At 70.8% G+C, this 21,356-nt stretch carries 24 protein-coding genes; 11 read left to right on the top strand and 13 right to left on the bottom strand.

All coding sequences use genetic code 11. From position 1 onward, the window contains the following. Positions 1-79 precede the first annotated feature (79 nt). From ACYQPG_RS22905 to modB, 3 genes are all read left to right on the top strand, one after another. Positions 80-223, top strand: a complete 144-nt coding sequence (locus tag ACYQPG_RS22905; protein ID WP_187193654.1) for a hypothetical protein — start codon at positions 80-82, stop codon at positions 221-223. A gap of 447 nt (positions 224-670) precedes the next feature. Continuing rightward, entirely contained in the window at positions 671-1,480 is an 810-nt protein-coding gene (gene modA / locus ACYQPG_RS22900; RefSeq protein WP_419830298.1) for a molybdate ABC transporter substrate-binding protein, read from the top strand. An 18-nt stretch (positions 1,481-1,498) separates the two neighbouring features. Next, positions 1,499-2,191, top strand: coding sequence for a molybdate ABC transporter permease subunit (gene modB, locus ACYQPG_RS22895; protein ID WP_461231824.1), 693 nt, complete (start codon positions 1,499-1,501; stop codon positions 2,189-2,191). A 38-nt stretch (positions 2,192-2,229) separates the two neighbouring features. Here the strand turns inward: modB and ACYQPG_RS22890 are convergent, their stop codons facing one another. Continuing rightward, entirely contained in the window at positions 2,230-2,886 is a 657-nt protein-coding gene (locus ACYQPG_RS22890; RefSeq protein ID WP_419830297.1) for a glutathione S-transferase, read from the bottom strand. 65 nt (positions 2,887-2,951) lie between these two features. Between ACYQPG_RS22890 and modC the strand changes: the two genes are divergently transcribed. The 3 genes from modC to ACYQPG_RS22875 all read left to right on the top strand — a co-directional run bounded on the left by modC (position 2,952) and on the right by ACYQPG_RS22875 (position 6,272). Next, the gene (gene modC / locus ACYQPG_RS22885) at positions 2,952-4,058 is read left to right on the top strand and encodes a molybdenum ABC transporter ATP-binding protein (RefSeq protein WP_461231823.1); all 1,107 of its coding nucleotides are present in this window, start codon (positions 2,952-2,954) and stop codon (positions 4,056-4,058) included. A 73-nt stretch (positions 4,059-4,131) separates the two neighbouring features. Then, on the top strand, positions 4,132-4,626 hold the full coding sequence (locus ACYQPG_RS22880; protein WP_246692381.1) for a TadE family protein: 495 nt from the start codon (positions 4,132-4,134) through the stop codon (positions 4,624-4,626). After that, complete coding sequence (locus ACYQPG_RS22875) at positions 4,623-6,272, top strand: TadG family pilus assembly protein (protein WP_419830295.1); 1,650 nt, start codon at positions 4,623-4,625, stop codon at positions 6,270-6,272. The genes ACYQPG_RS22880 and ACYQPG_RS22875 overlap by 4 nt, the downstream gene beginning before the upstream one ends. 3 nt (positions 6,273-6,275) lie before the next feature. Here ACYQPG_RS22875 and ACYQPG_RS22870 read toward each other — a convergent pair whose 3' ends face one another. The 4 genes from ACYQPG_RS22870 to ACYQPG_RS22855 all read right to left on the bottom strand — a co-directional run bounded on the left by ACYQPG_RS22870 (position 6,276) and on the right by ACYQPG_RS22855 (position 8,593). After that, positions 6,276-6,533: a hypothetical protein gene (locus ACYQPG_RS22870; RefSeq protein WP_147910085.1), complete on the bottom strand. Its 258-nt coding sequence runs from the start codon at positions 6,531-6,533 to the stop codon at positions 6,276-6,278. A 151-nt stretch (positions 6,534-6,684) separates the two neighbouring features. Continuing rightward, the gene (locus ACYQPG_RS22865) at positions 6,685-6,828 is read right to left on the bottom strand and encodes a hypothetical protein (RefSeq protein WP_187278331.1); all 144 of its coding nucleotides are present in this window, start codon (positions 6,826-6,828) and stop codon (positions 6,685-6,687) included. 62 nt (positions 6,829-6,890) lie between these two features. Then, a complete protein-coding gene (locus ACYQPG_RS22860) occupies positions 6,891-8,171 on the bottom strand; it encodes an App1 family protein (RefSeq protein WP_147938153.1) in 1,281 nt (426 codons plus the stop codon). 23 nt (positions 8,172-8,194) lie between these two features. Then, positions 8,195-8,593, bottom strand: coding sequence for a DUF3775 domain-containing protein (locus ACYQPG_RS22855; protein ID WP_147910087.1), 399 nt, complete (start codon positions 8,591-8,593; stop codon positions 8,195-8,197). A gap of 248 nt (positions 8,594-8,841) precedes the next feature. Between ACYQPG_RS22855 and ACYQPG_RS22850 the strand changes: the two genes are divergently transcribed. Both ACYQPG_RS22850 and ACYQPG_RS22845 read left to right on the top strand, forming a co-directional pair. Beyond that, positions 8,842-10,359: a hypothetical protein gene (locus ACYQPG_RS22850; RefSeq protein ID WP_419830294.1), complete on the top strand. Its 1,518-nt coding sequence runs from the start codon at positions 8,842-8,844 to the stop codon at positions 10,357-10,359. Between the two features lie 60 nt (positions 10,360-10,419). Beyond that, positions 10,420-11,742, top strand: coding sequence for an HlyC/CorC family transporter (locus ACYQPG_RS22845; protein ID WP_147910089.1), 1,323 nt, complete (start codon positions 10,420-10,422; stop codon positions 11,740-11,742). A gap of 210 nt (positions 11,743-11,952) precedes the next feature. Here the strand turns inward: ACYQPG_RS22845 and ACYQPG_RS22840 are convergent, their stop codons facing one another. Beyond that, complete coding sequence (locus ACYQPG_RS22840) at positions 11,953-13,338, bottom strand: aminotransferase (protein WP_419831069.1); 1,386 nt, start codon at positions 13,336-13,338, stop codon at positions 11,953-11,955. Between the two features lie 133 nt (positions 13,339-13,471). Here ACYQPG_RS22840 and ACYQPG_RS22835 point away from each other — a divergent pair, with 133 nt between their 5' ends. Both ACYQPG_RS22835 and ACYQPG_RS22830 read left to right on the top strand, forming a co-directional pair. Beyond that, entirely contained in the window at positions 13,472-14,032 is a 561-nt protein-coding gene (locus ACYQPG_RS22835; protein WP_147910090.1) for a hypothetical protein, read from the top strand. A gap of 40 nt (positions 14,033-14,072) precedes the next feature. Continuing rightward, positions 14,073-14,567, top strand: a complete 495-nt coding sequence (locus ACYQPG_RS22830) for a glutathione peroxidase (protein WP_147910091.1) — start codon at positions 14,073-14,075, stop codon at positions 14,565-14,567. Positions 14,568-14,791: 224 nt separating this feature from the next. On the opposite strand, the gene ACYQPG_RS22825 is transcribed toward ACYQPG_RS22830, so the two are convergent. The 4 genes from ACYQPG_RS22825 to ACYQPG_RS22810 all read right to left on the bottom strand — a co-directional run bounded on the left by ACYQPG_RS22825 (position 14,792) and on the right by ACYQPG_RS22810 (position 17,250). Continuing rightward, positions 14,792-15,145 (bottom strand): hypothetical protein, encoded by a 354-nt coding sequence (locus ACYQPG_RS22825; protein ID WP_419830293.1) that lies wholly within the window; start codon positions 15,143-15,145, stop codon positions 14,792-14,794. A gap of 132 nt (positions 15,146-15,277) precedes the next feature. Next, positions 15,278-16,066, bottom strand: coding sequence for an ATP12 family chaperone protein (locus ACYQPG_RS22820; protein ID WP_461231822.1), 789 nt, complete (start codon positions 16,064-16,066; stop codon positions 15,278-15,280). Between the two features lie 49 nt (positions 16,067-16,115). Beyond that, positions 16,116-16,772 (bottom strand): HAD-IA family hydrolase, encoded by a 657-nt coding sequence (locus tag ACYQPG_RS22815; RefSeq protein WP_147910094.1) that lies wholly within the window; start codon positions 16,770-16,772, stop codon positions 16,116-16,118. 31 nt (positions 16,773-16,803) lie between these two features. After that, positions 16,804-17,250, bottom strand: coding sequence for a hypothetical protein (locus tag ACYQPG_RS22810; RefSeq protein ID WP_147910095.1), 447 nt, complete (start codon positions 17,248-17,250; stop codon positions 16,804-16,806). 218 nt (positions 17,251-17,468) lie between these two features. On the opposite strand from ACYQPG_RS22810, the gene ACYQPG_RS22805 reads away from it, so the two are divergent. Beyond that, positions 17,469-18,182 carry an alpha/beta fold hydrolase gene (locus ACYQPG_RS22805; RefSeq protein ID WP_461232500.1) on the top strand — a complete coding sequence of 238 codons (714 nt, stop codon included), beginning with the start codon at positions 17,469-17,471 and terminating at the stop codon, positions 18,180-18,182. On the opposite strand, the gene ACYQPG_RS22800 is transcribed toward ACYQPG_RS22805, so the two are convergent. The 3 genes from ACYQPG_RS22800 to ACYQPG_RS22790 all read right to left on the bottom strand — a co-directional run bounded on the left by ACYQPG_RS22800 (position 18,149) and on the right by ACYQPG_RS22790 (position 21,196). Next, the gene (locus ACYQPG_RS22800) at positions 18,149-19,588 is read right to left on the bottom strand and encodes an RluA family pseudouridine synthase (RefSeq protein ID WP_461231821.1); all 1,440 of its coding nucleotides are present in this window, start codon (positions 19,586-19,588) and stop codon (positions 18,149-18,151) included. The genes ACYQPG_RS22805 and ACYQPG_RS22800 overlap by 34 nt on opposite strands. 147 nt (positions 19,589-19,735) lie before the next feature. Then, entirely contained in the window at positions 19,736-20,671 is a 936-nt protein-coding gene (locus tag ACYQPG_RS22795; protein WP_461231820.1) for a PLP-dependent cysteine synthase family protein, read from the bottom strand. Positions 20,672-20,767: 96 nt separating this feature from the next. After that, entirely contained in the window at positions 20,768-21,196 is a 429-nt protein-coding gene (locus ACYQPG_RS22790; protein WP_461231818.1) for an NUDIX hydrolase, read from the bottom strand. Between the last annotated feature and the right edge of the window lie 160 nt (positions 21,197-21,356).

The raw sequence follows: 21,356 nt of genomic DNA, 5'->3' as shown, positions 1-21,356 counted from the left end.
TCCCAAGGCCAGACCCTCAACTCTGGCGCGCCGCGCTTCGTGAGCCGGCGCGCCCGTTTTGACAGATGACAGCGTCGCCATGAACTCACCCCTGCTCGTCAGCGTCGCCGTCACACTCGCGACGACCCTTGTGGCCACGCTGTGGGCCATCCTGGTCGCGGCCGGGATGGGTCCGGTGCCCGAGGGCGAGCAGCACGAGCGGCGCGACATTCGGACCTGGTGAGACGGAGTGCGCAGCTGGATTCGCAGCGGATCGCGCCCAGGAATGCGGCACGGTGTCTAAGCGTTAACCACAGAATCCATGGATCGCCCGCGGAACTGGCGACGTGTGCCGACGTTTTTGCCAGCTTTCGCCAGACGCGTGACCAAGCAGGGTGCGTACAGCGTGACCAAGTCCAGGCGTTCCGGACCGCGCGGCCCCGCCATCGTCAACGATGGGGCTGTCCCTCCCTCACCCCGTGAACGGATCTTCGGCGGGCCGGCGCCGGACGGCCCGCTTCCAGGTCATCTCCTGGTCCTGCTGAGCCGGCTGCACCGGGCCGAGGCGGCGCCACGGGAGCGCCGGGACACACCGCGCGGCTGAACGGCGCTTGGCCCGCCGGGGCACCGCACTTAAGGTCCCGGGCGCAGGCGGCCGGTTCACGGGGCTCGCCACGGGATTCCCGAGCCGATGCGACCCACAAGACGGATCTTGACGCTCATCGCCGTGCTGGCCGTCGTCCCGGTTGCCGGGACGGCGAGGGCCGCCGATCCGGTGGTCGTCTTCGCCGCGGCGAGCCTGAAGAACGCGCTGGACGACGCGGCGGCAGGCTGGACGAAAGAAACCGGCACGATCACCCGGATCTCGTATGCCGGCTCGAATGCCCTGGCCAAGCAGATCGAGGCGGGGGCGCCGGCCGACCTGTTCATTTCAGCCGACCAGGCCTGGATGGACTACGCCGAGAAGGCCGGCAGCTTGAAGCCCGACACGCGCGTCGATCTCCTGCGCAACGCCCTGGTGCTGATCGCGTCCGGGCCGAGAGAGGGCGGGTCCGACCCGGAGGTCGCCCTGGCGCCGGATCTCGGTTCTACGCTCACCCGGATCCTCAACGGTGGCAAGCTGGCGATGGCGACCATCGACGCCGTCCCGGCCGGCAAGTACGGCAAGGCCGCCCTCGAGAAGCTCGGGGCCTGGGACGCCGTGAAGGGGCAGGTTGCCCAGGCCGAGAACGTGCGCGCGGCGCTGCTGCTAGTGGCCCGCGGCGAGGCGCCGCTGGGCATCGTCTACGCCACGGACGCGGCCGCCGAGCCGGGCGTCCACGTGGTCGCGACCTTCCCGTCCGACAGCCATCCGCCGATCGTCTATCCGGCCGCACTGATCAAGGATTCGCGCAACCCCGATGCCGCCACCCTGCTGGCGTATCTGCGCGGCCCGGCGGCAAGGGCCTCCTTCGAGCGCCAGGGCTTCAGGGTGGTGGGCAAGCCTGGCGCGAGCCGGTAGCCGTCCGCGCCCGCGGCCGTGTTCGGCCTCCCCCCCGACGCCTGGAACGCCGTCACGTTGAGCCTGCGGGTGGCCAGCGCGGCGACCCTCGCGAGCCTGCTGCCGGGGCTCGCGGTGGCGTGGCTGCTGGCGCGACGCCGGTTCCCCGGGCGTGCGCTGCTCGACGGTCTGGTCCACCTTCCGCTGATCCTGCCGCCGGTGGTGACCGGATACCTGCTGCTGCTGGCGCTCGGCCGGCGCGGCTTCCTCGGCAGCGCCCTTGCGGAGATCGGCATCGTCTTCGCCTTCCGCTGGACCGGGGCGGCGCTCGCCTGCGCGGTGATGGGGTTCCCCCTGATGGTGCGGGCGATGCGGCTGTCGATCGAGGCGGTCGATCCCAGGCTCGAGCAGGCGGCCGGCACCCTCGGGGCGAGCCCGCTCGCGGTATTCCTCACCGTCACGCTGCCCCTCAGCCTGCCGGGCTGCATCGCGGGTGCCGTGCTGGCTTTCGCCAAGGCGATGGGCGAGTTCGGGGCGACGATTACCTTCGTGTCGAACATCCCCGGGGAGACCCAGACCCTGCCCTCGGCGATCTACACGCTGACCCAGGTCCCGGGCGGGGAGGGGCCGGCGCTGCGCCTCACCCTGATCTCGGTCGCCCTGTCGGTGGCGGCCCTGCTGGTTTCGGAGTTCCTGGCGTCCCGCGCCGCGCGCCGGTTGCAGGCGGGCTGATGGCGGGACGCCCCACCGTCGCCCGATGCGACCGCCGCTCAGGCGTACGCGTAGGGACCGCCCCGCTCCAACGCCGCGGCGTAGGCCGGGCGGGCATGGATGCGCGCGAGCCAGGCCGTGACCCGCGGCCCGGTCCCGGTTCCGCGGGCCGCGAAGGCCTCCAGCGGGAAGCTCATCATGATGTCGGCCGCGGTGAACTCCGCGCCGCAGAAGAACGGCCTGTCGGCAAGCTCCCCCTCCCAGAACGCCGCGTGCCGCCGCAGATCCGGATCGACGAAACTCTTGAGCACCGTGTCGGCGATCCCGCGGACCAGGGGCCGCAAGGCCCAGGGACTCTGCGGAGCCAAGCGACCGAAGACCAACTTCAGCAGCAGCGGCGGCATGGCCGAGCCCTCGGCGTAGTGCAGCCAATAGGTGTAGCGCGCGCGCTCGGGCGTTCCCGGAGCGGGCACCAGGGCGCCGCCGGCCCGGTCGGTCAGGTAGGTGACGATGGCGCCGGTCTCGGCCACCACCGTTTCGTCCTCCGTGATGATCGGCGCCTTGCCCAGGGGATGGATAGCGATGAGGTCCGGGGGCGCCCGCATGGTTTGCGGATCCCGATCGTACCGCTTCACCGTATAGGGGAGGGCAAGTTCCTCCAGCAGCCACAGCACGCGCTGCGAACGGCTGTTCTCGAGGTGGTGGACCGTGATCATCGTGGAGGCTCCGTGGCGGGTGCCAACGCGCCGCGCCGCCGCCCGTGCCACGGCGGGTATGCGCCATGAGCATCGCCGTCGACGTCCAGCTCCGGCGGGGCGCCTTCGCGCTCGATGCGGCGTTCACGGCGGGCCCGGGACTGACCGCTTTGTTCGGGCGCTCGGGATCGGGGAAGACGACGCTGATCGACCTGATCGCCGGGCTGGCCCGGCCGGATCGCGGCCGGATCGACGCCGGCGGGGCGACGCTGGTCGATACCGCGGCGGGCATCTTCCTGCCGCCCCACCGGCGGCGGGTCGGTGTGGTGTTCCAGGACGCGCGGCTGTTCCCGCATCTCAGCGTGCGGAGCAATCTCGGCTACGGTCGCGTGTTCGGGCGCCGGCCCGCCGACCCGGCCGGCTTCGCGGCGGTGACCGAGATGCTGGGGATCGGCCACCTCCTCGACCGCCGCCCCGCCGGCCTGTCGGGGGGCGAGCGCCAGCGGGTGGCGATCGGGCGGGCGCTGCTCGCCAAGCCGCGCTTGCTGCTGATGGACGAACCACTGGCGGCCCTCGATGAGGCCCGGAAGGCCGAGATCCTCCCGTATATCGAGCGCCTGCGTGACGAGGCCGGCGTGCCGGTCGTCTACGTCAGCCACGCGGTGGCCGAGGTGGCACGGCTCGCGACCACGGTGATCGTGCTGGAGGAGGGGAGCGTGGCCGCGTCCGGTCCCGCCGAGGCGATTCTGCGCCGGGCCGATCTAGTGCCTGTCCACGAGGCGGAAGCCGGCGCGCTCCTCGACATGGTCGTAGAGGGGACTGATCCGGAGACCGGGCTGACCCGCCTGACCGGCACGGCCGGTCAGCTGCTGGTACCCGGCCTGGCGGCGCGCCCGCCCGGAACGCGGCTGCGCGTGCGGATCCCGGCCCGTGACGTGCTGGTGGCGACCGAGCGGCCCCGGGGCCTGAGCGCCCGCAATATCCTCCCCGGCCAGGTCGCGACCGTGACCATGAGCGGCGCCGAGGTCGCGGTGGAGATCGATTGCAACGGCGCACTGGTGGCCGCGCGGGTCACCGCGGCGGCATACCGCGAACTGGGGTTAACCCCCGGACGCCCCGTTCACGTCGTGATCAAGAGTGCAGCGTTCGACCCGTCGGGAATTGGAACGCTGCGACCGACGGTAGAAATCTAATCGACCGTATTCGCCTGGAAACACTGGAATTCGGATGGTGATCACAACCTTTGATTAGAGGATCGATGCCACCATGGGTTGTGCAGCCGCCGCGGCGGCTCGGCACCCGGAGGGCGTTTCGATGGGCTGGGTCCAGAGGCTTCGGTGTGGCGGTCGGCCCGGTCTGGCCTGCCGGAGCGGCAGTTCGGCGGTGGAGTTCGCGCTCGTCGCGCCGCTGCTGCTGATGCTGTTTGCCGGCATTACCGCCTTCGGCATTTGTCTGGGCGCCATCCACAACCTGCGCCAGATTGCGGCCGAGGCGGCCCGCGCCTCCATCGCGGGCGTCACAGACGTCGAGCGCGCGACCCTGGCGCAGACCATGGTGAACCGCAGCCTCAGCGGCGGCGCGATGTTCCGACCTGAGACCATCAAGGTCCTGGTCGGCCCCGATCCGAGCGATGCCACGCTCTACACGGTCACCGTCACGCTGGACGCCAACGCACTGGGGATCAACGTCTTCTCCAAGCTGATCCCGATGCTGCCCAGCGTCCTGCGCAGCAGCATCAGCGTCCGGAAGGGCGGCCTGTGAGCCGATGGCCGGTGGCCAACCAGGCGCGGCGCTTCGGCCGGGCCCGGGGTGGCAATGTGGTGATCCTTGTGGCGCTCGGCAGTTCCCTGCTGATGGGCGCCGGCGCCGTCGGGATCGATCTCGGCCAGGTGTTCCAGGCCCGCCGCAAGGCGCAGGGCGCGGCCGACATCGCCGCGATGCTCGCCGCCGTGGACCCGGCCAAGGCGGACACCGTGGCGCGCCGTTCGCTGGGTGACAACGGCTACGGCACCGCGCAGGCGACGGTGGCGACCGGCGGTTACGACGCCAGCGCGCCCAACGTCGCTCCCGGCAGCCGGTTCAACCCCGGCGTGAGCCCGGCCAACGCCGTGCGGGTCGGGCTCGCGACCACGGTCCCGGTGACCTTCGGCCGGGCGATCGGGCTGCCCGGCAGCGTGCCGATCCGGGTCACCGGCACGGCGGCCAGCGCGCAATTCGCGGCCTTCACGATTGGCTCGGGCACCTTGGGCCTCAGCGGCGGGATCGCCAACGCCGTCCTCGGAGCCCTGCTCGGGGCCAAGCTGACGCTGGGCGTGAGCGATTACAACGCGTTGGCCAGCGCCAAGGTCGACGGCCTGCGCGTCCTCGACGCACTGGCGGCAAGCCTCAACCTGCAGGCGGCCAACTACACCGATATCGTGAAGGCCAACGCCAGCGTCGGGCAGATCCTGATGGCGATCCGGGTTGCCGCGCAGGGCAGTTCTGCCACCGTTGCGGCCCTCTCGAGCATCCTCAACGCGCTGCCGAACGCCGGCAACCTCGTGCCGCTCGGCCAAGTCGATGCGCTGGGCGACGTGGCGGCCCTCGCCCCCGGACGCGGCTTGGCCGGCCCGTCCTTGCAGGTGATGGACATCCTGGCCGCCACCGCGTCCCTGGCCAACGGCCAGAACCAGGTGGCGATCGATCTCGGCGCCACCGTGCCGGGGCTGCTCTCGACCCGGCTGACCCTGGCGATCGGCGAACGCCGCCGCAGCTCCGGCTGGGTCCGGCCGGGAAGCCCGAACGCCACGGTAAAGACGGCCCAGACCCGGCTGCTGATCGAGGCCACGGTCTCGGCCCCGCTCGGTCTCGGAACCGTCTATCTGCCGGTCTATGCCGAGGTTGCGTCCGCCCAGGGGACGCTGCGCACGCTCACCTGCTCGGGAGCCAACGGCGGACGCCAGGCCACCATCGAGGTGCAGACCGGCGTCGCGACCCTGGCGATCGCGGCGGTGAACCGGGCTTCGATCAACGGGGGCACCACAAGCCCGGACCTGTCGCAGCCGGCCGTGCTGATTGGGCTGCCGCTGATCAATATCGGCGGCCGGACAGTCACCAATATCGGCGCGACGACTCAGACGCTGACCTTCACGGAGGCCGATATCGCTAACAACACCGTACGCACCGTGTCGTCCGGCAATATCGCGCAATCGCTGACCGGCAGCCTGCTGAGCAATCTCAGCCTGAACCTGAACGGCTTCGGCCTGACCCCGCTGCTCCAGACCTCGCTGGCCACGACGCTCAGCCTCGCCGCTGCGCCCCTCGATCTGGTGCTCGATCAGGTCCTGCGCAGCCTCGGCGTGCGGATCGGCTACGCGGATGTCGAGATGGACGGTACCCTCTGCAGCCAGGCCGTACTGGTGCAGTGACGATCAGGAGTGACGGCGAACCGCGTAGCGGTAGCGGCGCCCCTGCTCATCGAGCAGTTCGCTGTCCGAGCCTTCCTGCCAGACGACCTCGTCCTCCGGCGCCTTGGCGTTCGTGAGCGTCGCGCCGCGGACGATGTCGAGGTTCAGGCCGAAGCCGTAATTGGTCGCCGCGGCCTCGGTGATCGCGGCCGAGATGTCGGCCTCGTCGGGCAGGCAGGCGAACAGCACGCCGTCGGCAATCGCGAGGGTATAGGTTTGCACGGAGGGGCTCCGGGGATCGACACGAGTGGGGGCCGGCACGCGAGCGCTCCAACCTAGGAGGCCCGCTCGGAACGAGAAGCGCGTTCTCTGAAATGCTGCATTGCAACATGGGGAGAGCGTTGCTCACCACAAGGTGCCGAGCCCCGGGCTCTCAGCGGGCCAGATGCGCGTCCGGGAGCCGGGCCATCGCGTCGATCATCGTCTTGGCTTCCGGAGCACCCGGGGCCGTGAGGTGCTGGGCTTGCAACGTGCCGTCGATCCGCTGAAGACCGGCCTCGATCCCGGCTGCACGCATTCCGCGGTGACGGCCTAGGCTTCCGCAAGCCCGGAAAAATCCCCTCATCTTCCCCTAAATCATCACACCGTCGCCCGGGGCAGGGAGGCCGGGCATTCCGGCTCCACGACGACGGTGGCCGGCACGGTTCCGTCGCCGACCAGGGCATCCGCCACGGCGTCGGGCGAGATCGCGGCCTCGGTGGTGGTTCCGCCGGGCTCGGCGGTGATCCTTGCGGTCTCGCGGCGCGGTGGGGTGTCGGCGCCGGCATGCTCGTCGGCGACCCGGGCGACCGCGTCCGCGGTGATCAGCCCAATCCCGGCCGCGTGCTCCGCCATGGCGACGCTGTCGGCGGCGAGCACGAGGCTGGAGCCCGCCCGGGCCACGGCGCCGGCCAGCCGGACGATCTCCTCGACCCGGGTGGCACCGTTGGAGACGTTGCGGATGTAGACCGCCAGCACCCGCCCGGGATGCTCCTCGACGATCTGCGCATAGACCTCCGGATCGTGCTGGCCGCTGTCGCCGATCAGCACGAAAGGTAGGTCGCGGTAGAGCGACAGCATGTGCCGGATCAGCGCCTGTTTGTGATCGGTGGCCCGGCGCGGCAGCGGGTGCGTCCAGGACAGGCCCCATTCCCGCAGGAACAGCACCGGGCCAACCGGGATGCCGTGCCGCTGGAAGAACTCCGACAGCATCTCGTAGAGGCCCCAGGGCGCACGGGAGACGTAGAGCATCGGGTTGCCCTCGGCTCCGCCGGCACCCGCGTGCAGGGCCCGATACAGGGCGGCGACACCCGGGAACGCAACCCGGCTGTCGGCATCCTCCACAAACAGCCGCCAGAGCATCTTCAGTTTGTTGGCGACGCCGGTGTGCATCACCGTGTCGTCGATGTCGCTGATCACCACGCAGCGGCAGCCGTCTGGCGGGATGAACACCGCGCCCTCGGCGGGGATCGGTGTCGTATCTTCGAGGACGAGGTCCACCGGATGCCATGCGCCAGGCTGCCCCGGCAGGTCGCGCGGTTGGAGACGCAGGCGGAAATAGCCATCGCGGTCGGTCTCGACCCGGGTCGCGTCCCCGCCGAACCGGGCCGTGATCGCAGCGCCCGCCACCGTGCGCCGGGCGATGCGGCGGCGCAGGTCGCGCCACTGGGCCCTGAAGGAATCCGGGTCCTCTCCGGGGATGCCGGGCGATTGCCGGAACACCCGGCCGATCATGAAGATCTCATCGCGCGAGCCGTAGCCGCGATAAGGCTCGACCACGAGCCCGCCGAGGCCGGCGCCGCCGTGCCCCTGGGCGCGACGGACCGGGCGGGTGAGGACCCGCAGCGCCTTGGTGGCGCCGCGGCGAACCCGTGAAGCCATGGGGCCGGTCTCCGTCGAGCGGCTCAGGCTTGCGGCAATTCGGGGGTCAGCCCCATCGCGTCGAGGCCCTCCTCCAGGAGGTCGCCGGCATCGGGCGCTCCCAGCAATTCCTTCACGGCGCCTTCGCCCGCGGCCTCGCGCTCGCGGGCGAAGCGGACCGCCTCGCCCCACTCCTCCGGCTCCATGTCGCCGCGGCCGACATACAGGAGGGCGAGCAGTTCGGCACGGGCGTCGTCGTCGAGGCCCGCGATGGCGCCGCGGACCTCGGATTCCGTTGCGTCGTCGGTGCCCGAGATGAGTACGTCGGTGGAGCCGTCGTCGATCGGGTTCGAGCCCGAATCCGGATCGGTGTTGCCCTCCTTCACCTCGATGGCGCGCAGCCGCAGAACGATGTCGGTGACGGTCTCGACGGCGATATCCATGCGCTGGTCTCCGGACGCTGACTGGGTCGGACGTTTCCGCCCTCAAGCCGCGACAACGGGCGAGTGGCCGCCGGGTTCGCCTCGCCGAACGCGACAGGTGCCACGCCGGCCCCGGCATGCGTGGTCCACGCCGCTTTCCGCTTGCCGGACCATAGGCTAGAGGCTGCCGATCCTTTCCAACAACCCGAACGACAGCGGCGATAGACGTGACATCTTTGAACGCCGCCGCGACGACGCCTGCCGATACCGTGGATTGTCAGTCTAACAACCACGACAAGCCCTGGTGTTTGCCGTCGCGGACCGCGGCGCTGCTCGGTGCCCTGGTGCTCGGCTTCGTCGCAGCACCGCCTCCGGCCGAGGCTCGGGCCGCCGAGGCCAGCGCGCCGAGCTGCTACGTAACCGGGGGCGGCGGCCTGGAGATCTGCCGCGACGGGACCGAGGCAGAGGGCGTGCTGATCGCGCCGGCGCCCTGCGCATTCGTGCGCGGCGTCCAGATCCTGCGGCTGCCGCGCGCGGAGACGCCGGGGCCGCTGCAGATGATCTTTCAGGGCCAGAGCCCGCTGGCGTCGCGCCGGCGGGACGAGCCCTGCCCGGAGCGGCGCGCCACCGACAGCCGCGACGGTGGGTCCCTTCGCACCGGGCGCAGCCCGGAGGCGCTGGCCACGACGCTGCCGCCCTCGGCCGACCGGTTCTGGGTCGATCTCCCCGAGGAGCGTGCGCGGGGCCGCGGCTGGTCCGAGCCACTTCCGACCGCCGAGGGTATCGGCCCCCGCGACCCGATCGCGGTCTCGGGCCGCGATTGGGCCGGGGAGGCCTACAGCTACGTCTTCCTGCTCGGGCAGGAGCGGGTGAATGTCGGCGGCGACCCGGAACCCGAGTCGGCGGGCCGGCGGCGCGGGCGCCGCAAATCCGCGCGGGACGAGGCCGCCGACCAGCCGGCCGACATCAGGCGACGGGTGCAGATCGCGGCCCGCACCCTCGACTTCCAGACCTTCGAGATCCGCACGCGCAGCCCGGACGGCTACGGGCTGGCCTGGACGCCGTTCACCCCCGGCGGTCGCGGCACGCCGCCGACCCCCGCCCCGGTGGCCGACGAGGCCGGCAAGCCGATCGCCTCGTCCTGCCCGGCGCCGGCCTTCGAGACCCACGGGCTCGCGGGCTCGATTAGCGTGGTCGACCGCACCTACCACTACGTCTACACGGACGTACTGCCCGAGGATTGCGGGCTCGCCCCCGAGAAGCGCCGCACCGCGCTCTACCTGCGCACCTCGAAGGACCTCTCGGCCGCGAAGGTTTGGTCGGCGGCGAAAAGTCTCGCCGGGCCGCTGCCGCCCGGGAGCATCGTCCGGGTAGCGCGCGCCAAGGGCATGCAGCGCTGGGCGGTGTCCTACACCTGCCAACGCCCGGCCAACGCCCCGGGGGGGCCCGTGGCCGACATCTGCCTGCAATACACGCCCGACATGAACCTCGACGGGATCGGGGCACTCACCCTCTACGCTGACCCGGTGGCGGCCGGCCGCTCGCCGGCTTATCTCGGGCTCCGCTCAGGGGGCGACGGCACCGGCCGCTACGACCGCAGCGCGCATTTCTGGATGACGGATGCGCAGGGCAATCTCGACACCCCGGCGATCTATCCGGGCAAGGCCGGGTTCCTGACTTGGCTCGACCGGCTGGCACCGACGGCCTCAGGGCGCGATGCCTCGACCCTGTACGGGCGGCCGGTCTACTGGGCGACGTGGACGGTGCGCCGGATCGGCGCGCAATAACTCGAACGAGACGCTATATGGGCGGCCTTCCTGCCGCCCGAGTCGTGCCTCTTGGAACCGATGGACACCCATATCGACCTGTGGTTCGCCGCGAGCATCGTGGTGATCTCACTGCTGCTCTCGGCCTTCTTCGCGGGCGCCGAGACCGCTTTCACGGCCGCCTCCCGGGCGCGGATGCACGCCCTCGAACAGTCGGGCGACCCGCGGGCGGCGATCGTCAACCGCATTCTGGCGATCCGGGAGCGCTTCATCGGCGCGATGCTGATCGGCTACAACATCGTGGCGATCGGCGCCTCGGCCTTCACCACCAGCGTGCTCACCGCCCTGTTCGGCAAGAACGGCGTGATCTACGCGACCGTCGGCATGTCGGTGCTGGTCATCGTCTTCGCCGAGGTACTGCCGAAGACGCTGGCCATCTCCAAGCCCGACAAGGCGGCCCTGCTGATGGCCCGGCCGGTAGCCTTCGCGGTCGCCATCATGGGCCCGGCGGCGATCTCCATCGAGCACTTGGTTCGGCTGATGCTGAAGCCGTTCGGCATCACCATCGGCGAGCACCAGTCGATCCTCACCGCCTCCGAGGAGCTGCGTGGGCAGGTGGCGCTGATGCACCGGGAGGGTGGCGTCGCCAAGGCCGAGCGCGACATGCTCGGCGGCCTGCTCGACCTATCGAACCTGTCGGTCTCGGACGTGATGGTCCACCGCACCAAGATGCGGGCGATCGACGCCGACCAGCCCTCCGAGGACATCGTCCGGGCGGTGCTGGCCTCGCCCTATACCCGCATGCCCCTCTGGCGCGGCACGCTCGAAAACATCGTGGGCGTGCTCCACGCCAAGGATCTGCTGCGGGCCCTCGATGCGGCGGGCGGCGACGCCTCGGGGCTGAAGGTCGAGGCCCTGGCGCTGGAGACCTGGTTCGTGCCGGGAACGACGTCGCTGCGCGCCCAGCTCAAGGCGTTCCTGACCAAGAAGACCCACTTCGCCCTGGTGGTCGACGAGTACGGCGAGGTCATGGGCCTCGTGACCCTGGAGGACATCCTGGAGGAGATCGTCGGAGAGATCGCCGACGAGCACGATGTCACCGTCTCGGGCGTGCGCCCGCAGGGCGACGGATCGGTCAATGTCGATGGCGGCGTCCCGATCCGCGACCTAAACCGGGCGATGGACTGGAACCTGCCCGACGACGAGGCCACCACCATCGCGGGCCTGGTCATCCACGAAGCCCGGACCATCCCCGACCAGGGCACCGCCTTCAACTTTCACGGATTCCGCTTCCAAGTGATCCGAAAGGCCAAGAACCGGATCACCACCCTGCGGATCACGCCGTTGACCGCCACGGGCATCCAGACCACCGCGCAGGCGGAGGCTCAGCGCGACCCGGTGTGAGGGGTCGTCGGGGGCATCCGATGAACACGCCTCCGCCGACAGCGGGGGAATCGAACGAACGACCAAGCCGCCGCCGCGTCATCCCGGGCCCGCCTGCGGCGCCCCGGGATGACGCGGCGGGTCCCGGAAGCGCCGCTGCGAGGATCCCGGCGTCGCACGACAAGAGGGACAGGTCGCGCCAAACACCTCGATAAGGCTCGGTTCAGACCCTTAGCCTACCGCCTCCAGCCCCTCGGAGCGGATCCAGTCGCGGGTGCGGTCGAGCGCCCGGCCGAGCCGGTCGAACAGCGCGTCGATCTCGTCGGGGCTGATGATCAGCGGCGGGCAGACGGCGACCCGGTCGCCGGTGAGCGCCCGCACGATCAGGCCCTCGGCCTGCGCGAAGGCGACGCAGCGGGCGGCCACACCGGCCTTAGGCTCGTACTGGCGCTTGCTGGCCTTGTCGGCGACGATCTCCAGCCCGCCGATCAGCCCGATGCCGCCGGCCTCGCCGACGATGTCGTGCTCGGCCAGCGCAGAGAGCCGGCGCTGGAAGTGCGGCGCCTTCTCGGCCGCGCCCTCGATCACCCGGTCGCGCCGGTAGATCTCGATCGCCTTCAGCGCCACCGCGGCCGCGACGGGATGTCCGGAATAGGTGGTGCCGTGCCCGAAGGTGCCGAGCTTCTCGCTCTGGCCGATCATCGCCTCGTAGAGCGGCTCGTCGATGCTGACGCCGCCGAGCGGCATGTAGGCGGAGGTCAGTGCCTTGGCGAAGGAGATCGAATCGGGCCGGATCCCCAGCGCCTCGCTGCCGAACCATGTGCCGAGCCGGCCGAAGCCGCAGATCACCTCGTCGGCGATGAGCCGGACCTCGTATTTCGCCAGCACCGCCTGGATCGCCGCAAAGTAGCCGCGCGGCGGCACGATCGCCCCGCCGGCGCCCATCACCGGCTCGGCTATGAAGGCCGCGACCGTCTCGGGGCCCTCGCGCAGGATCGTCTGCTCCAACTCGTCGGCGAGGCGGGCCGAGTAAGCGTCCTCGGTCTCGCCCGGCAGGGCGCCCCGGTAGAAATGCGGGCAAGCGACGTGCAGGAAACCGGGCAGCGGCAGGTCCCAGTCGGCGTGGTTCGCCGTGAGGCCAGTCATCGAGGCGCTGGCGACGGTGACGCCGTGATAGCCCTTCTGCCGCGCGATGATCTTCTTCTTCTGCGGCCGGCCCAGCGCGTTGTTGTAGTACCAGGTCAGCTTCACCTGTGTGTCGTTCGCTTCCGACCCGGACGATGTGAAAAAGATCTTCGAGGTCGGGACCGGCATCAGCTCCTTGAGGGTCTCGGCCAACTCGATCCCCGGATCGTGGCTGCGACCGGAGAACAGGTGGGTGAAAGGCAGCCGGCCCATCTGGACCCGGGCCGCCTCCACCAGCTCCGCATTCGAGTAGCCCAGCGCGGTGCACCACAGCCCCGACATGCCCTCGATGTAGGACCGGCCCTCCGTGTCGTAGACGTGGACGCCGTCGCCGCGCTCCAGGACCAGCGGGCCGGTATGTCGGTGAGCCGACAGGTTGGTGTAGGGGTGGAGCAGGGTTTCGACGTCGCGGGTCGCGAGATTCGAGAGCATCGTTTGCACCGTCCTCATGCCCAGGGGATCCGCCACACTACCGACCCGATGCCCGTGCAGGTAGTCCCGCGGTCCTGCGCCCGGCCTTTGCCGGATGCATGCCCCCGTGTTTGACCCGCGCGACGCACGATTCATGCTCACTTCCGGTCCTTCACCCGTCCTCGCGCCCGAAACCTTCGTGGCGCAGCCGGCCCCAGGCCGCGCCTGCGGCGCCTGCACCCTGTGCTGCAAGGTTTACGACGTGCCGGCGGTGGAGAGCGTCGCGGGCCAGTGGTGCCGCCATACCAAGGCCGGCCAGGGCTGCGCGATCCACGCGACGCGCCCCGACCATTGCCGGGCGTTCCACTGCCTCTGGATGACCGAGAGCTGGCTGGGCCCGGAATGGAAGCCCGACCGCGCCAAGATGGTGCTTACCCTGGACCCCCTGTCCCGCAACATGAACGTGCAGGTCGATCCCGGCCAAGCGAACGTCTGGCGGCGGGAGCCCTATTACGGCCAGCTCAAGCGCTGGGCAGCGGCCTCGGTGCCCCTCCGGCGCCACGTGCTGGTGCACGTCAACAAGACCACCACGGTCGTCCTGCCCGACCGCGACGTCAGCCTCGGGGTGGTGGGGCCGGACGAGCGGATCGTCTCGCACGATCGGATGACCCCGCAAGGTCCGAGCTTCGACGTGCAGAAGGTGAAGGCCGCGTAACACCCTTGCGGCATCCGGCCATTTGCCCGACTGATCGGGCATGACGACGATCCACGATTTCACCGTGCCGGCGGCGGACGGCAGCCCTTATCCCCTCGCGCAACATCGCGGCGAGGTCCTGCTCATCGTCAACACCGCGTCGCGCTGCGGCTTCACCCCGCAATATGCCGGGCTGGAGGCCCTGTGGCGGGCCCATCGCGCCGAGGGTCTGACGGTATTGGGCTTCCCCTGCAACCAGTTCGGCGCCCAGGAGCCGGGAGACGCGGCCGAGATCGCGAGCTTCTGCGCGCTGACCTATGACGTCAGCTTCCCGGTGCTCGGCAAGGTCGCGGTGAACGGGACTGACGCCGACCCGCTGTTCGACCACCTGAAGCGGGCACGCTCGGGGCTGTTCGGCACCAGGGCGATCAAGTGGAACTTTACGAAATTCCTGATCGCGCGGAACGGCGAGGTGGTCGCCCGGTTCGCGCCGTCGGCCAAGCCCGCCTCGCTTGAGGGGAAGGTCCGGGCAGCGCTGGCGCAGCCGGCGGGGTGAGGATTTTCGAGACCGTTGCCGCTTTTCCGGGGTCTCGTCTCAAACCCGTATCCCGACGATATCTGCGTCCCTCACTCTGTCATCCCGAGTCGCTTCAGGCAGCCCGAGATCCAAAGCCGCCTGTATAACAAAGGCTTGAGCCGTCAGCGGCTATCAATTTCGAGCTCCGTTTCGCGGCCCCGGGATGACAAGGGGGTATCGTACACCTGGGACACTCTAAGATCTCAAGGCGCCTTGCATGTCTCCGGGATGGCGCAGCGGCCGGATTTGAACCCGGCCTCAGGCGGGTCGGCCTCCGCGAGTGGTCGGGTCTCCCCCGCCAGCCGCAGCAGGCTCCGCAGGGGCGCGATCCGCGACGGGCGCATCGCATTGCGCAGGATACCGACCAGGAATCGGGCCTCGGCGATCTTGTGCAGAGTGGTATCCGCGGCGCCGGCGATCAGGGCCTGCCGCTCCAGCCGTGACAGGGCCGCGAACAGCGCCTCGCGCACCGACGCGTCGTCGGAAGACTGCTTGTCGGAAAGCAGTGCCGTCAGTTCGCCTTCGAAACGACTGTCTTGGCAAGGATCGACGCGCATGGATGGTCCGAAGGCTGGAATATCCGGACTCTAAGTCACTCTTCGCAGCCTGTCAGCCGGTTCTGCGCCCTGGTGGCAGCGAGTCCGGGCATGTTGCGCAAGCGCATCTGCGCAATCCACCCGGGCCCTCCCTCAGACGCTGGCGATCAGTTCGGCTGCGGCCTCGAACTCCGCCAGGCGGATCGCCAGCCGCGCCTCGGCCTCAGTATCCCGGCCCCAGACGGCGGCTTGATAGGTCTCGTCCACGTGGGCAGCATCCCAGGCCTCGGCCGGGCTGAGGCGGCCGCGCAGGACCGCGAGCGCGATCAGCAGCGAGCCGGTCAGCGTGGTCAGCGTGTGCAGGCCGGCCAGCCGGAACGGGCTCTCCACCGCGGCGACCGCCTCAGATAGCGACCGGACCGTGTCGGGCGGCTGCTCGACATGCATCACGCCCTCGCTGAGGATCACGCGGGCGCCGAAGGTGTCCCGAGCCCAGTCGAGCACAGGGTCCCACGCGGCGGCCTGCGCCGAAACCAGACGCTCCGGATCTCCGGTGCGATACGCGATCAGGTCGGTGCCCGCATAGGCGCAGAGATCCTCCACCACGGCCGCGTGCCGCGGGGCGACACCGTCGATGCTGGTATTGGCGATCCGAGTCAGCGGCATCTTGGCCGGATCGATCACCGTGTCCTGCGCCGCCCATTCGGCCGCGACCTTCTCAGCCAGCGCCCGCGTGGGCAGGCTCAGCGGATTGCGGGCGGGCGTGTTGGCCGGACGGCCGTCGAGGGTCAACCGGAACCCGTCCGGCCCTTCGGCGAAGCCGGCCTCCTTGTAGAACCGGCGGGGGAGGGCGGGCTTGGCATGGCCGCGGGCCGCACGCACCGGGTCGGGACGTTCCCCATCGCCCGGTTCGCCGAGCCACTCGTTCGTCACATCGCTCATGGATGCCAGATAGGATCTTTCCGGTGCGTCTGCGAGCCTCGTTGCAAGGCTAGGTCTCACCCCTGGAGAACAACCCCTCCAGCGCGCCCGCGCTCGACACGACCGTGACCGCCCCGGCCCCGTAAAGGGCGCCGGCCGGGTGGTAGCCCCAGCCGACCCCGATCGCCACGGCACCGGCCGCGACGCCCATGCCGATGTCGAAGGTCGTATCGCCGACCATGATGGTGGCGTCCGGGGTGCAGCCGGCCTCCGCCATCGCCTGCTGCAGCATGGTCGGGTCGGGCTTGGAGGGGGCGTCGTCCGCGCTCTGCGTGGTGGCGAACCAATCGGCCCAACCGTGATGGGCGATCAGGCGATCGACCCCGCGCCGGGACTTGCCGGTTGCGAGGCCGATCAGCACGTCGTCGCGGGCATGAAGCCGCGCCAGCAGATCGCCCATCCCGGGAAACAGCGGCTCCTCGTAGGCGGGGTCGATCCGAAGGCGGTTATAGGCCTGCTTGTAGCTCTCGGAGAGGTCCGCGATCGGCCCGTCCTCACCGACGAGGCGCCGGAACGCCTGCGGCAGCGACAGCCCGACCACCGAGAGCGCCTCGCGCCGTCCCGGGGCAGGCAGGCCGTTCTCCGCAAAGGCGAGCCCCTGGGCGGCGACGATCAGGTGCTGGCTGTCGACCAAGGTGCCGTCGACGTCGAACACGATGAGCTTCATCGCCGTGTCACGTCCGGCACGAGACGACCGGTCACGGCTTCCGGCCCGGCTGTACCGGTTGGCCGGGATTCTGCTGCGCCGGCTGGCCGTGCGTGCGCTCGTAGCCGAGCCGGCAGCGGATCAGGAACCGTCGGCGCTTGCCGCCGCGTAGGCCGCGCTGGTGGGAGGCGCGGTTGCAGGCCGCATAGGACCGCCGGCGGCGCTCGGCCCGGGCGCTCGAGGCCGGGCGCTGGGCGGCCTGCGGCGTGGTTGCGGATGGGGCGGCCGAAGGGGACATCGAAGGGGACAATGGAGGAGCGGCCGGAGGCGCCGGCTGTGGGGCCTCGCCCACCGGCGCGGGCTGCGCCGACTTCGGCACGCTGGCCGCTGGGGCTGGGCTCGCCGGGACGGCCGGCTTGGGCGGATCGCCCGGCGCGGCGTAGGCGGCCGGCCCGACCAGGCAGAGGACAGCGAGGCAGGCCAGCGTCGCGAGCTTCATGCGTCAGGGTCTCGAACCGCGGGAAATCGGCCCCGCGGCGGAACGGCGGGTCGCGGATCAGCATATGAGGCGAGGCGGCCAATTGCCAAGGCGTGCCGGTCGGGAGACTTTCAGGCTGCGGTCCGCGCTGCACCAGGGATACGCGCGCCGCATCTCGAAAGAGGGGCGCCGCTCGGACACCGACGATGCGCCGGGCCACCGAGGATCACGACCGCGCCATGCCCCTCGTTCTGCTTCCCGGCTTCATGACCGATCCGGACCTGTGGGCCGACATGGCCCCGAGCCTCGCGCCGTTCGGGCGGATCCTGCACGGCGATCTGGGCCGGGACGACAGCATCGCGGCGATGGCGCGGCGGGTCGTCGAGGAGGCGCCGGACCGTTTCGCCCTCATCGGCTTCTCGATGGGCGGCTACGTGGCGCGCGAGATGGCCCGCATCACACCGGAGCGGGTCGGAGCGCTCGTATTGATCGCCACCTCGGCGCGGGCGGACACACCCGCCCAGGCGCGCCGGAAGGATGCGGCCGTCGGGCACGTGCGCCGCCATAGTTTCACCGGGCTCAGCCGGTCCGCAATCCGTGGATCGGTGCATCCGGACCGGGCCGGTGACGACGCCCTGATCGCCCGCATCTGCCGCATGGGCGACCGGCTCGGGGGCGACGTGTTCCTGCGCCAGGCCGGACAGACGCGGGCGAGCGACCGGGACAGGCTCGGCGCGATCGCCTGCCCGACCCTTGTGGTGGCAGCAGCCCAGGACGGCCTGCGCAGCCTCGACGAGGCGCGGGAGCTGCGAGACGGCATCCCCGGCGCCGCCCTGATAGTGATCGACGGCTCCGGCCACATGCTTCCGATGGAGGCCCCCGAGGCGCTGGCAGAGGCCATCGTACCGTGGCTGCGCGATCAGCTCTCCGGCGCCTCGACGATCGGATCGTAGCGGGAGGCGTCGAAGCCCAGCAGGTTCCAGCTCTGGGCCATGTGCTGCGGCAGCGGCGCGCTGACATCCACGGGCCGGCCGGTGCGCGGATGCGGGATCACGATCCGCCGGGCGAGCAGGTGGAGCCGGTTCTGGATCCCGCCCGGAAGCTCCCAGTTCTCCACGGAAAAGTATTTCGGATCGCCGACGATGGGGTGGCCGATATGGGCCGCGTGGGCGCGCAGCTGATGGGTCCGCCCGGTGACGGGCTTGAACGACAGCCACGACAGCTTCTGGGCGGCCTGATCGACCATCGCGTAATAGGTCAGCGCGTGGCTGGCGCCCTCGTCGCCATGCTTGGCCACCCGCATCCGCGCATCGGCGTCGGTGGGCTCGTCCTTGGCCAGGTAGGTCGAGACCCGCCCCTGCCGCACCCGCGGCACGCCCGCGGTGAGCGCCCAGTAGATCTTGCGCGCCGCCCGCGAGCGGAAGCTCTTCGCCAGCGTCGCGGCCGCCAACCGGGTCTTGGCGATGATCAGGCAGCCGGCCGTGTCCTTGTCGAGACGGTGGACGAGGCGCGGCTTCTGGCCGTCCGGGCCGGTCAGCGCGGCGAGCAGCCCGTCGACGTGGCGGACGGTGCCCGACCCGCCCTGGACCGCGAGGCCGAACGGCTTGTTGAGCACCATCATGTCGGCATCCTCGTAGAGGATCAGCGAGCGCAGGAACTCGGCATCGTCCTGCTCCCGCGCGGCGCTGCGCGGGCGCTCGGTCGGCTGGTCGAGGCGCAGCGGCGGTACGCGCACGCTCATGCCCGGCTCCAGCCGGTCATTCGGCTTGGCGCGCTTGCCGTCGACCCGTAGCTCGCCCTTACGGACGATGCTCTGCACCCGTGTGAAGGGCAGGAGTGGAAAGCGCGCGGTGAGGAAGCGGTCGATGCGCATGCCGGCCTCGTCCGCCTCGACCGTCAGGGTCTGCACCCCGGAGGCGAGGGTCGCGGAGGCGGCAGCGCGCTGCTCGCGCCTTGTCGGGCCGGCCGGCGGGGCGGGGGGCGAAGGCTGGGCAGCCGGCCGCGTCTCGACGGGTTTGGCATACGCCTTCGCGGCCGGCCTGGCGCTCGGCCGGGGCGGGGCCTTGCGCGGGGGCGCGGCATCGTCGCGCTCGACCCGGGCAGGCCGCGGCCTCGGTTTCGCGGTGGCAGCGGCGGCGGCCGCAGCCGCAGCCGCAGCCGCCACAGCGTGGGGCGTGCCCGGTGCGGTCCAGGGATCGCGCGCGCCGGCATCGTCGCCGCGGTTGCGGGCCGCGCGCTCGGCCGCGTCGCGGGCGCTGGTGCGCGGGCCTGTGCGGGCGCGATCGCCATACGGCTGAAACTTACCGGACGGGGGCTTGCGTCCCTTCGGGCCGCCGCGGGGAGGTGGTCGTGTCGTCATGATTCCGCCAGCACCCGTCTCCGCTTCGGACGGAACGTCCGGGCGCATCGGCCGCGGCGTCGCGGAGGACCCGGACCGATGGGGTCACCCGGCTCTAGCATCGCGGGGGCGCAGCGGCAAAGGCGGCGATGGCCGACGCCACAACCATCAGTATTTGAGGCCGCTGTCGCACAGCACCGTCACGGCGACCGCGTCTGCCGGCAGGCGACCGGAAATGAGCAGGGCGGCGGCGACGCAGACATTGGCGGCGGCCGAGTAGCCGACATGCAGACTCTCCCGCGTCGCCAGCAACCGGCGCCATCGCACGACCTCGTCGTCGGTCACCGCGACGGCCAGATCCATGAGCCCGGGATCCCAATGCGGCGGCACGCTGCCGTACCCCGTCCCCTGCAGGACATGACGCGGCTTGGTGACAAGCTCGCCCGCCAGCGGCCGGCAGCCGTCGGGCTCCACAGCCACACAGACGACGCGCGGATCGCGCGCCCGGAGCGCTGCGGCGACACCCAAAAACGTCGCGCCCGTCCCGACAGAGGCGACCCAGGCATCGACCCGCCCCTCGGATTGCGCCCAGATCTCCGGCCCGGTCGTATCCCGGTGGATCGCGACGCCCTCCGGGGCATGGAACTGATCGACATAGAAGCCGCCGCGTTTACCCGCCAGGCGTTGCGCCGACTCGACGGCAGCCGCGACATCGGCCCCGGTCACCTGCCCCGGCACCCCATCGACCTGCGGCACCAGCACGACCTCCGCGCCAAGCGCCTCCAGCATCCGTGCCCGCTGCGGGCTGTTCCCCGCCGACAGGGTGACGAGCAGCGGATGACCGAGCGCCGCGCAGGCCACGGCGAGGCCGGCCCCCATATTGCCGCTGGACATCTCGACGACCGGAGCTGCCGGTGCCAAACGGCCGTCCGCCCGCGCGGCGAGCAGGATGGCGCGGGCGGCACGATCCTTCACACTCCCGCCGGGCTGCATGAATTCGGCCTTGGCCAGGATGCGGCCCGGCCCGGGATGGACGCGATCGAGGGCGATCAACGGCGTGCCGCCGATCAGATCGAGGGCGGACGCGGCGATGGGGTAGGGCACGGACGCGGGCTCGGCGTGGGTGATTCCACCGCCGTCGTTTAGCAGCCGCACCGTGCGCCCGGCAGGGAAAGCGCCCTTCGGCACAGGTACGCGCGCCTACGATCGCCGCTCGGCCAATAGCCGCGCCTTCAGTCCGACCGGGTACAACGCGGGACCGCCGTCGCGATCGAGGACGTCCAGATCGTACCAGCGGGCGACGCACGGCGTGCCGCAATCCTCGTGGAAGACGACGCATTCCCGCGTATCGAGCGGGCCCGGCGGCAGGCCAACCGGGAACAGAAACAGCACCTCGTGGCCCGGGCTGCCCTCGTGGGTGTAGAGGTTCTCCGTCACGAACGGGACGCCGAGGATCCGCACCGTGGGACCAAGCTCGTCCCGGAATTCCCGAACGAGCGCCGCCTCGGCCGGCTCAACGAATTCGACGCTGCCCCCGAGCTGCCGCACGCCCTTGAGGCGCCCGTCGTCGGTATAGACCTCGGCGACGAACAGCTGGCGCCCGCGCCAGGGCAAGCCCAGCGCCTTCACGCGAATCTCTGGTGGGGGGCGCCAAACATTCATGCGGCCTGGTATGCTGCGGCTCGTAAACCGACAACGGCCCGGGGTGCAGGGTCCGTGGCTCCCGGCGGCGGCGCGCAACGCCTCGTTGTCGGCCGTACACTCTACCAGATGGGTCCAACGTGCCGAA

It is taken from the genome of Methylobacterium sp. CM6246 (genome assembly GCF_054818005.1).
The sequence above is the reverse complement of the archived record's forward strand: the minus strand, read 5'-3'. Positions and strand labels throughout refer to the sequence as shown.